Consider the following 12,723-nt stretch of genomic DNA (forward strand, 5'->3'; position numbering starts at 1 on the left):
CAAAAATACTCAATAAATTGGTTTCTGACCAAAATATCTGTTCCTCAGCGCCCTATCCTCCCCATAAATATCATCATAAAACACGATCTTCCCCTTCTTTCCCTCCGCTGTAAAATACCGCAAATAGATCGGAACCCGGGAAAAACCCCACACCGTATGCTTCTCCTGCCGGGAGATCCAATTCTTCAACGTATCGGGATGATACCGCATCGTATCGTTACGGATAAGGAAAGCCGACAACTTCCGCCATTCCTTCACCCGGACACAACCATGACTCAACGCCCTGAACGTCTTATCGAACATCCAACGGACATTAGTATCATGCAGATACACATCATACTTGTTCTTAAAGTTAAACTTCATCACCCCCAATGAATTATCGTCGCCCTGGCGCTGCTTCAGTTGATAGGGGAAATTATTCTTATTCAATCGCTTCCAATTGATCGTCAGCGGGTCCCGCACACTGTCGTTATCATCCACCACCATCAGGTTCTGCTTGCGCAGGTAGTCGACATTGCGCTTGATGGCCGGCAGCATTTCCTTAAAAATGATACTGTTCGGCACCGTCCATTGGGGATACGTGACGAAATTCGAGATCTCGCTGGTCAGCAGCGGGGTCCGGGTCTTGGGCGCACCGACGATCACCTTCGATTCCAGGGCGACGGTATCATCGCTCCTCACCTGCAAGCTAAAGGCAGGAAGGTCCACCCATACATACGTCTTTGGCAGGGTGTCAGGTAAAAGCTTATATCTGTCCAGGTTGATGGCTATGCGTTTGAATTTCTCCCAATCGGAATTGTCCATCATCGACACCGTCTCCTGCGATGCCTTCCCCGTCACTTTAAGTTTATTGTTCTCCTGGTATTTACGCAGGGCCCCCGTGAGCATCGCCGTGTCGGCAATAGTCACCGCGCTGTCAATATAGCCCACCTCCTGCAGCCGCCGCATCAGCGCCGTATAGAACACCGCCGAATCCTTATAGGGATAGTCCAGCCAGGTCAGCTTCCGGAAATGCGCCCCCGCAAGAAAATCGCCAAGATACGCCTTCAGCGAGTCATACCCCGGATGCCGCGGCTCCAGGCTGTCCAGCGCCCCCCTGACCCCAAACTGCCGCGCCGTAGCCAGCGTCCTGGTAAAAATGCTGTCCGGCAATACCGAATCCCTCCGCAATGTGACACTGTCATAGTCCAGCCGCCCCTGCTTGAGATGCTTCACCAACGTAAAAAAAGCATCGGTCAGCAGCACATCGGCCCTGTTCCACATAGCGGCATTCTTCCGCGCCAGGGTATCCTCAACCACAACACGTTTGAAAAAAGCAAGTAAGGGAAAATGATAGTCAGTAGGGAACAACCCATAGGTCTTACAACCTTCGATAAAAGATAAGAGACTATCACCCGCCGGCAGCCACCGTTGCTTATCACTCCAGATGGCGGTATATCCGTTGTTGTCATAGACGCTGTCCACCAATTTACGGTATACCAGGACGGTAGAATCGTTCAGCTTGTCGCCGTTGTTCGCAATGGATTCAAGCATGGTCTTCAAATCGCCGTCGATATCAACTCGTGCGCTCGTCTGACCCGGGGTTTTCACGTCGTCCTTATCCATCCGCCGATTTTTGCCCTGCGGGTTGCAGGCCATCAACATCACCATCAACGATACTGTCGGAAGAAAGAAAAGGACGCTTCGCTTTCGATAGTTCATATGCGGCCCAATATAATACAACCGGCTAATATTTCTGAGTGCAAACAACTATTTTTTGGTTATTTCACCACTCGCGGGATACGTTGCTCCAGCAACCAGAGGTCTGCTAATACAATGGCCGTCACAGCCTCGAGGATCACCGGTGCCCTTAAAGCGACGCATAGATCATGTCGCCCCTTGACGGAAAAGGCCTCCTGCTGTCCCGTTTCCCAATTGAGGGTCCGCTGCTCCTTTGGCGTGGATGACGTAGGCTTTATCGCGATGCGGAAGACGAGCTCATTGCCATTGGTGAGGCCTCCAACTACCCCGCCCGCATGATTGGTCCGCGTATGACCCTGCATGTCTTCGATGGCATCGTTATGCTCGCTGCCAAACATCCGGGCCGCCGCAAAGCCGGTACCGAACTCCACCCCGCGCACCGCCGGGATGGCAAATACGGCATGCGCCAACACCGACTCCACGGAGTCCCAAAAAGGCTCGCCAAGCCCGATGGGCAGTCCGCCCACCCGGCATTCCACGATGCCGCCAATGGAATCCTTGGCATCGATGGCCTTTTGCAACCCCTTATCCAGATCGGCTTCGCCGCCAATCTCCAGAATGGACGAAGTGATCCGTACACCCCCCAGCAGCTTCTTCGCAATCACCCCCGCAGCCACAAGACCCACCGTAAGCCGGGCGGAAAAAGGCCCACCCCCACGATAATCTTCAAAACCGCCAAATTTGGTATGCGCGACAAAATCCGCATGACCCGGCCGGGGTACGGCCCGCTGCTTCTCATAATCCCCGCTCCGCGTATTATTGTTCTCGAAAAGAATGGTAATGGGCGATCCCGTACTCACCTGGTTGAAAAGCCCGCTCTTGAAGATCGGCAGGTCATCCTCCTTCCGGGGTGTCGTCCCCTTCTGCATCCCGCCCTTGCGTCTTTCCAGATCAGGCAAAAAGTCTTCCAGCGGCAGCGACAACCCCGCCGGACAACCGTCGATATTGACGCCTACGCTCTCCCCATGGGATTCACCAAAAATGTTGACCCGGAATAGCCGGCCAAAAGTGTTCATAGCTCAATATTTACTTTTCCCCCCAATTGCGCCACATGCCGGTAAAAGTCGGGATAGGATTTTTCAATGGCCTCCGCATCCTCGATCGTCACCGGTCCCGAAGCCTTCAACGCAGCCACAGCGCAGGCCATGGCGATCCGGTGATCATGACGGGAATGGACAGTCGCTCCCTTCACCCCTTGCCCCCCATGCACCCGCATCAAATCTCCATCCAGCTCGATCCTTACACCCATCTTCCCAAACTCTTCCTGCAAAGTAAGCCCGCGATTGCTTTCCTTATGCGCAAGCCGGCTCACCCCCTTGATCACCGTCACCCCCTCGCAATAAGCAGCCAGCGCCACCAGCGGCGGAAACAGATCGGGACAATCCGTCGCATCAAACGTAAAGGCCCTCAATCCCACCGGCCCTGCTCCGCCAGCCTTCAATCCCGCCCGCGCGGGCCCCGAAGCCGCACCATCCACCGGCCCCACCAGCATCTCTTCTCCCCGCATCTCCAGCGTGGCCCCACTATCACACAACGCCTGCAAAATAGCTTTATCCGCCTGCGTCGACCATTCATCAAGCCCCCGCACGACGATCGGTCCGGCAACAGCGCCCGCAACCAACAGAAACGCCCCGCCGCTCCAGTCACCCTCCACCGTGTACTCCGGCTCCCCGGTACGACGCTCCGCCGGGAACCGAAACTCGGCATATCCCCGGTTCTCCACCTCCCAGCCAAAATGTTTCATCACTTGTAGGGTAAGATCGATATACGGTTTGCTCTTCAGATCACGAACCCTGATCGCAACACCCCGTTCACCCGCGCCCGCCGCCGCAAAAGCAAACAGCAAACCCGTCAGGAATTGCGAACTCAACGACCCGTCTATCTCGATGTCCCGCGGCTGCAACGGCCCCTGTATCTCCAACGGCAATTTCCCGCCATTCGACACCACCCGGATACCCAATTGCGGAAACACCTCGTCAAAAAAATCCATCGGCCGTTTCAGCAGGCTGCCTTCGCCCTTCACCCGGATAGCTTTTTCGCTAAGCGCAATAATAGGCGCAAACATCCTCAATCCCAGCCCACTCTCGCCACAATTCACTTCCAGCTCTCCGGAAGGCGCCACACCCTGGCTCTTCACCCGCAACGCCCCATCAGCCAGTTCACTCACTTCCGCCCCCAAATCCTTGATCACCCCAAGCGCCGCCTTATCATCATTCGAATATCCCGGATGACGGATCACCGTCTCCCCTGCCCGCAACAACGCCGCCGCACAGGCCCGCTGCATACTGCTCTTGGACGCCGGCGCCAGGATAGCCCCGCTCAACGCCGAAGGCTCTATAGTCGTAATCATCTTGCAGTAATAATTGATTGTACCAGTTTTTCCAGTTCCGCCAGGGGTATCGTCCGGACAACACCCTGCCCGATCTTATTCAGCAGAACATAATTCATCGATTCCTTCACTTTCTTCTTGTCCATCCGCAACACATTGATCACTTCCTTCGCATTGAATGCCGCCAGCGTAGGCAACCCATATCTTTTCAACGCCCCGATGACCCGGTCCGTTTCTTTGAAATCGGTAAACTCCTCGGAGATCATACTGGCAGCAACCATCCCGATGGAGATCGCCTGCCCGTGGGAAAGTTCATAAAGGTTCTCGATAGCATGCCCAAGCGTATGCCCGAAATTCAACAACCGCCGGTCCCCGCGCTCGAACTCGTCTTTTTCCACCACCTTCGCCTTAATACCCACGTTTCGTTTGATCAGCTTGGCCAGCGCAGCCTTATCCTTCTGGTAGGTGGTCAGCTTGTTCTTCTCCAATTCGCGGAACAAAGCCGCATCCTTGATCGCCGCATGCTTGATGATCTCCGCAAACCCATTCACCCACTCTTCCTTCGGCAAAGACTTCAGCATCGCATAATCATAGAGCAGGAATTGCGGCTGCCTTATCGTCCCGACCATATTCTTATAGACACCCACATCGATACCGTTCTTCCCGCCGACGGACGCATCTACCATCGCAAGTAACGAGGTCGGAACAAAGCCAAAGGCCAGACCACGCATATAGATCGCAGCGACATACCCCGTAATATCCGTCACGACGCCACCACCGACACCGATAAGCGTGGTCTTCCGGTCCGCACCCAATTCGATCAGCTGTTCGATGATGGAGTCGACCGTCGCCTGCACCTTATATTGCTCACCGGCATTGATGACGATAGTACTCCAACCGCCAAACCGCTTCTGGTGCGCAGCAAAAAGATGCTCATCGGTGATCAATACCGTGTGGTCTTTATCTACAAGTTTGGCTAAATATCCGAAATCCGCATCCAGGTACCAGGTAGTCGTCTTACCCGAGAAGGTATACTGTAGTTTATTCATGATCAGCTATTCATGATCTTGTTCTGGTGGTTGATGGACTCCATATGCACCGCATCATAATACTTGGTGATAAACTCCTTGCTGAGATTCAGCTTCTCCCCTTTTGCAAAGGCCTTCTCCAGGATGGCATTCCAACGGTTAGTCTGCAGAATGGTGATATTGTTCTCTTTCTTGTATTGCCCTATCTCATCGGCGATCTTCATCCGCTGACCAAGCAATTGGATCAGCTCGTCATCGATATGATTTATCTGCTCGCGAAGTTTGGCAAGCGCATCGATAAAATCCTTTTCATTGGTCGTCTCATGACGCCATTTGATGCTGTCGAGCATCTCGGCCAGCCGCTCGGGTGTTATCTGCTGCTTGGCATCGCTCCAGGCATGGTCCGGATCGATATGCGATTCGATGATCAGTCCGTCCATATCCAGGTCGATGGCTTTCTGAGCGACATCCAGCAGGATATCCCGCCTTCCGCTGATGTGCGAAGGGTCGTTTATCATCATCAGCCCGGGGCTGCGACGCTTCATTTCTATCGCGAGATGCCACATCGGGGCATTGCGGTATTCGGTGTTGCCATAAGAGCTGAATCCGCGATGGATAAGCCCGATCTGTTTGATCCCGGCCTTGGCCACGCGCTCCACCGCACCGGTCCACAATTCAATATCCGGGTTTATCGGGTTTTTGATAAGCACCGGCACATCCACGCCACGAAGCGCATCCGCTACTTCCTGTACGCTAAACGGATTGACGGTCGTTCGTGCGCCGATCCATAACACATCTATGTCAAAATGCAATGCATCTTCTACTTGTTTGGCGGTAGCAACTTCCACAGCCATGGGAAGGCCCGTGAGCTTCCTGGCCTGCTGAAGCCAGGGCAATCCCTTCGTCCCGATGCCTTCAAAACTGCCCGGCCGGGTACGCGGCTTCCAGATGCCGGCTCTTACAATATCCACCTTCCCGGTCTTCGCGAGCCGGGTCACGGTCTCTATGACCTGGGTTTCTGTCTCTGCGCTGCAGGGACCGGAAATGATCAGCGGACGCTTGTTCCAGGCTGCCTGAACAATTTCCTTTGCACTCTTTGTTTCTGTTGCTTCCATATTAGTTACTGTTAAAAAACTTTTATTTTGCGCCGCCCCAACAGGCCCTGGCCCGCTAACGGCTATTTGCATCATTCATCCTGATCCGGCGGCCCTTGTAATTCTTCCCGTCTATCGCCCGGATCATCTGCTGCGCCGCCCGCTTGTCCACTTCGATCCAACTGTTCATCTCCTTCATATCGATACGCCCCAGCACCTCTTTCCGCAGATCGCTCATGTCAAGGATAAACTGCAAAAAACTGGCCTTATAAAACCCATCCTTCGTCCCCAGGTTGACAAACAGCCGCGCATAGTCGCCACCATTATTGTGATACTCTCTTCCCTTGGTCCTTCCTTCTGCCCGGCCATACTCTCTCTTCTCCCCGCCGCGAGCCTCCCTATCCCTTCCAACGACGCTTCTCTCCCTCACATTCAGGTCCTCTGCATTCTCATAATATTTCAAAAACCGGTCGAACTCCATCGCCGCAACCCGTTTCAACACTTCCTCTTTGCTGATCTCAGCAAACTTCTCGGCCAGCATGGGAACATAAGTCTCATAATCCCCATGACTGATGTCCGCCTGCAACAGCTTTTCCATAAAAGAAAAGAACTGCTTCCGGCAAACATCCTTCCCGCTGGGTATCTCCATCTTATGGAACGGCGCCTGTACGATCCGCTCTATCTGCCGCAGCTTGCCGATCTCCCGGCTATGCACGATGGACAGCGCGATACCCGTACTCCCCGCCCTTCCCGTCCGGCCGCTGCGGTGCGTATATACCTCCACATCATCGGGCAACTCATAGTTGATGACATGAGTGATCTCTTTTACGTCAATCCCCCTCGCCGCCACATCCGTCGCGATCAGCAATTGCAACGTCTTCTCCCTGAATTCCCCCATCACCTTGTCCCGTTGCTGCTGGGTCAGGTCGCCATGCAGCGCATCGATGTCATACCCCTCTCTCGTCAGCTTCTCGGCGATGGACTGCGCATCGGCCTTGGTCCGGGTAAAGATGATCCCATAAATCCCGGGATTGAAATCGATTATCCGCTTCAACGTCTCATACCGGTGATGTGCAGCCGTCACATAATACTGGTGGTCGATATTCTTATTCGCCGTATTCATCTTACCCACCGTTATCTCCATCGGCGACTGCATGTATTTCTTGCTCACCCGCCTGATCTCGGGCGGCATCGTGGCGCTAAACAGCCAGGTAGCATCCCGCTTGGGCGTATTCTGCAAAATAAACTCGATATCGTCCTGGAAACCCATGTTCAACATCTCATCCGCTTCGTCCAGCACTACATAACTTATCTGGTCCAGGTTTATCGCCTTCCGCTCGATAAGGTCGATCAACCTGCCCGGCGTGGCTACTACGATCTGTACCCCCCTGCGCAGATCCCTGATCTGCAAGCCGATGGAAGTCCCGCCATACACCGCGATGACATGCATCCCCGGCATGAACTTCTTAAAGAGCTCCATTTCATTCACTATCTGCAGGCATAATTCCCGGGTCGGACATACTACCAGCGCCTGCGGGTATCGCTGCCCCACATCCACCAGCTGCAAAAGCGGCAGGCCAAATGCCGCAGTCTTCCCCGTGCCCGTCTGTGCCAATCCTACGAGGTCCTTTGTTCCGCTTAATAATACAGGAATGGCCTGCTCCTGTATGGGCGTCGGTTGCTTGAATCCCAGCTCATCAGTAGCCTGTACCAGCCGGGGATCCAGACCTAACCCTTCAAATGTCGTCATATACTCTTAAAATTTGCCGCAAAGGTACGGAATTTGGCCCTGCGGGGCCTTCCTAATTTTAGCCCCTTACTTAATGATCCTCCGTATCTTATTCGCATTCTCCATCAACTCCCTCAAATACCCCTCATTCTCCTTTTCCAGACAGCTCTTGAACTTCCGCAACTGGCTGATATGTTCATTCAACACGTCCAGCACATGCTCCCGGTTCTGCATAAAAATGGGCAGCCACATCGACGGATTACTCTTCGCCAGCCGCACCGTGCTCTCAAAACCACCCCCCGCCAGTTCGAAGATGGCGCTCTCTTCTTTCTCCTTTTCCAGCACCGTATTGGCCAGGGCAAAGGAAGTGATATGCGAAATATGGCTCACATAGGCGGCATGCATATCATGGCTGTTCGCATCCATATACACAAAATGCATCCCCATCTGGCGGTAGAGGTCCTCCATCACATCCACGGCATCCGCATCGCTCTTCTCTTTTTCACAGATAACACAACACCTGCCCTTGAATGCATCCCGCACCGCCGCTTCCGGCCCGCTGTATTCCGTACCCCACATCGGGTGCATCGCCACGAACCGGCTACGCATCGGATGCCCGTCCAGGCTCTCGCAAAGGGCCAGCTTCGTAGACCCGGCATCGGCCACTATCTGCCGGTCCGTGATCATATCCATGATCTGCCCCATCACGGGAATGGTAACATCCACGGGGATAGCGACATAGATCAGGTCACTCTGCTTCACCGCTTCATCAAGTGGCAGGGCCTCGTCTATCAGCCCCAGCTCCAGCGCTTTCTGCGTACTAGCCTGCGTCCGGCTAACCCCGATAACCCTGCGTACAAGCCCCCGATCCTTCAGGGCCAGACTAAAACTTCCGCTTATTAAACCTACTCCGACGATCGTAACGGTATCGAACCTCATATTCCTGCCGATTTTATCCGATTTATGCTTTCCCTGAATTTTTCTACTGGCGTACAAAGGCTTACCCTGACATAGTTCTCACCGGCCGATCCGAAGATACCCCCCGGCGTTATAAATACCCCGGCCTCATGCAACACCCGGTCACTAAGCGCGAACCCATCGGCATACGAAGAAGGGATCCTTGCCCAGACGAATAACCCCGCCTGCTCCTTGCTAAATTCACACTTCAGCTTAACCAGCAGCTCATAGGCCAGCTCCCGCCGCTCCTTGTACACGGCATTTACCCCTTCATACCATTCCCTGCTCAGCGAAAGCGCTTTCGCCGCCGCCAGCTGCACCGGCAGAAACATTCCGCTGTCCATATTGCTCTTAAACCGCAACACCTCATCGATCCGCTCTTTCGCACCCAAAAGAGCCCCCACCCGCCAGCCGGCCATATTCTGCGACTTGCTGAGTGAGTTCAATTCTACCGCCACTTCCTTTGCCCCCGGCGTCGCCAGCAGACTCATCGGCGTATCATTGAGGATAAAGCTATAGGGATTATCATGACAGATCAGTATTTTATGCCGCCGGCCAAAATCCACCAGCCGTTCGAACAGCTCACGAGTCGGCAGCTTCCCCGTCGGCATCTGGGGATAATTCACCCACATCAGCTTGATCCGGCCCGGGGGCTCCACCTCACAGGTCCTCATCGGAACCCCTGCAGCTACTAACCGCTCCAGCTCATCAAAATCCGGGAACCAGTCACTGCCCGCCGTCAACGAATAATCGATACTGGCGCCCCCGGCCAGCTTCACCGCGCTCCGGTAAGTGGGATAACCCGGGTTGGGGACAAGCGCACCATCGCCTTCATCGAGATAGGTCATACAGATATGCATGATGCCTTCCTTCGAACCGATCAGCGGCAGGATCTCCGCATCGGGGTCGAGCTCCACTCCATACCATTGCCGGTACCAGTCCGCCAGGGCCTTCCGCAGCGCAGGCGCCCCCTTATACGATTGATACCCATGGACATTAGGCTTCGCGCTTTCTTCCTTCAACACCTCGATGACTTCCGGGTCCGGGGGCAGGTCGGGACTGCCGATCCCCAGGTTGATCACGTTCTTTCCCTGCTTGTTCAATTCGTCTATCTCCCGCAGCTTTTGCGAGAAATAATATTCCCCGATACCTTCCAACCGCTTGGCGGTTGTAATAAGACTTGAAGTCTTCATATTGTAATGCCTTTTTTATATGTTCCATAGATTTTCAGCTCCGCCGTAATCGGCTTTATCGCCTCTATCACCTCATGAAACTGCCCAAGACTATCAAACTCCATATCCGCATGAAAAGAATACTCCCACTCGCTCCCCGGGATGGGAAACGACTGCAGCTTGCTCAGGTTGATCCCCCCCTCTGCTATCTTCGTCAACACCCGCGCCAGACTGCCCCGCGAATGGTCCGTATGAAAATTCACGGACGCCTTGTTGGGGTCGGCAACCACCATCGCATTGTCCTCCCGTTGAAGTATAAGAAAGCGCGTATAGTTGTTCTTCATCGTCTGGATGCCGGGCGCCAGCACCTCCAACCCAAAAAGCTCGGCGGCAAGCTTGCTGGCGATAGCAGCGGTATGCCTGCTGCGATGTTGCTGCAGGTGTTTGGCGCTGAGCGCAGTATCTTCCGTCTCCACCAATTTCCAGTGCGGGTGCTTCTCCAGGTAATCGATACATTGCAACAAGGCCATCGGATGGGAGTGCACCTCCCGGATATCATCCAGCCCGACACCGGGATTGACCAGCAGGTTCTGCTTTATCTGCAGGTAGATCTCACCGACAACCCGGAGATTACTCTTCTGCAGCAGGTTGTAGTTTGGCAAGATACTTCCCGCTATAGAATTCTCTATCGCCATCACCCCGCCATCACTCTCCTTCCGGTTCGATGCCACCTTCACCACCTCCCGAAAAGTAGCACAGGTGATCACCTCCACATCCTTTCCAAAGAATTGCTGCGCAGCCACCTGGTGAAAACTGCCCTCATAACCCTGAATCGAGACTCTTTTACTCATAATTTGTCGCCTCCGGCTTCTGTCGAATTTAGCCTCCGGCGACAAACCTCTAATGTCTGGCCTTCGGCCGATGGGCCTGTGGCCCATCATTGTCCTAAAATGCAAAAATCCCGGCTTTTGACCGGGACTCTTTATGTTAATCTGTTTTTATTTAGTTTCTTGTTAACAAAAGCAATCCCGGTCTACCCGTAAAGTAGAAATAAAAGAAAAAGTAAAAAAACCGGTATGCCTTCGTAATATTCATAATAACTATCAGTGCACCAAAATTAGGGACTTATCCCGAATTACCAAATTTATTTTAAGGCCCGGAATACTACCCTCAACTACCTCCCGGACCGTCCAATCGCTGCATGATCTGCTTGTCGATCAGCGTAAACAGGTGAAAAGGCTTATACGTACGCCAGTTCTCCAGCTCGATCAGCTCGATATACCGGTTCAGCTTCGCCTTGCGGAAATCATACTGCGTCTGCTCCGGCATGTTCAGACAGGCGATCCAGCCCCCGGCATCGGTCACTTCCTCGAACCATTCTTCGTAATAATCCTTGTCCCCGCTGTGGAAATTGAGGACATTCTCCGCGATAAGAATGAATTTGGTGATCCCGAACTCAAAGAACTTATCGGTCACCTCCCGCTTCAGGTTCATGATATCGTTCTCGATAGCATCATTCCATTCCCCAAACAGCTCGATCACCGCATAATGCTCTTCGTAGTCGGCCAGCAGCACTTTCAAATACAATGTCCGCGACCCGAAATCATCCCACTGCGGATGGATATAGTAGTTGTAAATGGTTTGTGAGAACTCGAATTCAGAATAAACCCTCCCATAGAATGGCGATCTCTCGTCCTCTTCGCTCACATACAAATGACGCCAGTTATAAAATGGTTCTATCTCGTGCATAAAATAATTGCTTACATGGTTGCGGAATCCACCGCTTTCTTCACACTCCCGCTTCGCAAGAGCAGCTCCCGGGCCTTATCATAATCCGTCATCCCCGTCCCCTCCATCACCATCTTGGTACCCCTGTCCACCAATTTACTGTTGGTCAGTTGCATATTCACCATTTTATTATCTTCTACTCTGCCGATCCGGATCATTACAGCAGTAGACACCATATTCAACACCAACTTCTGAGCAGTCCCGCTCTTCATCCGGGTACTCCCCGTCACGAACTCCGGCCCCACCACCACCTCGACAGGATAATCAGCCTGGTCGGCCACCGGCGACCCCGGATTGCAAACGATGCAACCCGTAGGGATACCCCGTTTGCGGCAGGATTCCAAAGCCCCTATAACATAGGGTGTTGTACCACTGGCTGCAACGCCTATTACAAGGTCTCTGTCGCATACTTCATATGGCTCCAGGTCGACCCAGCCCTGCTGGTAGTCGTCCTCGGCATTCTCCACCGGTTTACGGATCGCCGTCTCCCCACCCGCTATCACCCCGATGATGAGATCGAATGGCATCCCGTATGTCGGCGGTATCTCGCTGGCATCCAACACTCCAAGCCGCCCACTCGTCCCGGCGCCGATGTAGAACAACCGCCCCCCCGCCAGCATCTTATCCGTAATGGCTACCACCAGTTTCTCTATCTGTGGTATGGCTTTTTCAACCGCATCCGGCACCGTTTTATCCTCCTGGTTGATACTCGTAAGTATCTCCCTGACACTCATCTGATCCAGGTGATGATACCGGCTTTCCTCTTCGGTAACCTTCTCGATAGCCATGCTTTTTCAAATGTGCGCCGGGAATAGGTTTCCGAAATTTACCCATCCCCGGCGCACGGTCTAATGATGGGCCTTCGGCCAGCAGACCCGTGGTCCGC

The 12,723-nt window shown here is 53.5% G+C and carries 11 protein-coding genes; all 11 read right to left on the minus strand.

Annotation, left to right across the window (positions count from 1 at the left end; all coding sequences use genetic code 11):
* Positions 1-9: 9 nt before the first annotated feature.
* The 11 genes from IEY39_RS06910 to murQ all read right to left on the minus strand — a co-directional run bounded on the left by IEY39_RS06910 (position 10) and on the right by murQ (position 12,625).
* Entirely contained in the window at positions 10-1,701 is a 1,692-nt protein-coding gene (locus tag IEY39_RS06910; RefSeq protein WP_188929809.1) for a L,D-transpeptidase family protein, read from the minus strand.
* Between the two features lie 59 nt (positions 1,702-1,760).
* Positions 1,761-2,756, minus strand: a complete 996-nt coding sequence (locus IEY39_RS06915; protein WP_188929811.1) for a chorismate synthase — start codon at positions 2,754-2,756, stop codon at positions 1,761-1,763.
* A complete protein-coding gene (gene aroA, locus IEY39_RS06920; RefSeq protein WP_188929813.1) occupies positions 2,753-4,090 on the minus strand; it encodes a 3-phosphoshikimate 1-carboxyvinyltransferase in 1,338 nt (445 codons plus the stop codon). The genes IEY39_RS06915 and aroA overlap by 4 nt, the downstream gene beginning before the upstream one ends.
* A complete protein-coding gene (gene aroB, locus IEY39_RS06925) occupies positions 4,087-5,118 on the minus strand; it encodes a 3-dehydroquinate synthase (RefSeq protein WP_188929815.1) in 1,032 nt (343 codons plus the stop codon). Before aroB ends, aroA begins: the two co-directional genes overlap by 4 nt.
* 2 nt (positions 5,119-5,120) lie before the next feature.
* Positions 5,121-6,212: a chorismate mutase gene (locus tag IEY39_RS06930; RefSeq protein ID WP_188929817.1), complete on the minus strand. Its 1,092-nt coding sequence runs from the start codon at positions 6,210-6,212 to the stop codon at positions 5,121-5,123.
* A 55-nt stretch (positions 6,213-6,267) separates the two neighbouring features.
* Positions 6,268-7,941, minus strand: a complete 1,674-nt coding sequence (locus IEY39_RS06935) for a DEAD/DEAH box helicase (RefSeq protein ID WP_188929819.1) — start codon at positions 7,939-7,941, stop codon at positions 6,268-6,270.
* Between the two features lie 66 nt (positions 7,942-8,007).
* Positions 8,008-8,859, minus strand: coding sequence for a prephenate dehydrogenase (locus IEY39_RS06940; protein WP_188929822.1), 852 nt, complete (start codon positions 8,857-8,859; stop codon positions 8,008-8,010).
* On the minus strand, positions 8,856-10,070 hold the full coding sequence (locus IEY39_RS06945) for a pyridoxal phosphate-dependent aminotransferase (RefSeq protein ID WP_188929824.1): 1,215 nt from the start codon (positions 10,068-10,070) through the stop codon (positions 8,856-8,858). Before IEY39_RS06945 ends, IEY39_RS06940 begins: the two co-directional genes overlap by 4 nt.
* Positions 10,067-10,900 carry a prephenate dehydratase gene (locus tag IEY39_RS06950; protein WP_188929827.1) on the minus strand — a complete coding sequence of 278 codons (834 nt, stop codon included), beginning with the start codon at positions 10,898-10,900 and terminating at the stop codon, positions 10,067-10,069. The genes IEY39_RS06945 and IEY39_RS06950 overlap by 4 nt, the downstream gene beginning before the upstream one ends.
* Before the next feature lie 319 nt (positions 10,901-11,219).
* Positions 11,220-11,798, minus strand: coding sequence for a hypothetical protein (locus tag IEY39_RS06955; RefSeq protein ID WP_188929829.1), 579 nt, complete (start codon positions 11,796-11,798; stop codon positions 11,220-11,222).
* 11 nt (positions 11,799-11,809) lie between these two features.
* Complete coding sequence (murQ, locus tag IEY39_RS06960) at positions 11,810-12,625, minus strand: N-acetylmuramic acid 6-phosphate etherase (RefSeq protein ID WP_188929831.1); 816 nt, start codon at positions 12,623-12,625, stop codon at positions 11,810-11,812.
* Between the last annotated feature and the right edge of the window lie 98 nt (positions 12,626-12,723).

This window comes from Puia dinghuensis (assembly GCF_014642875.1).
GTDB lineage: Bacteria > Bacteroidota > Bacteroidia > Chitinophagales > Chitinophagaceae > Puia > Puia dinghuensis.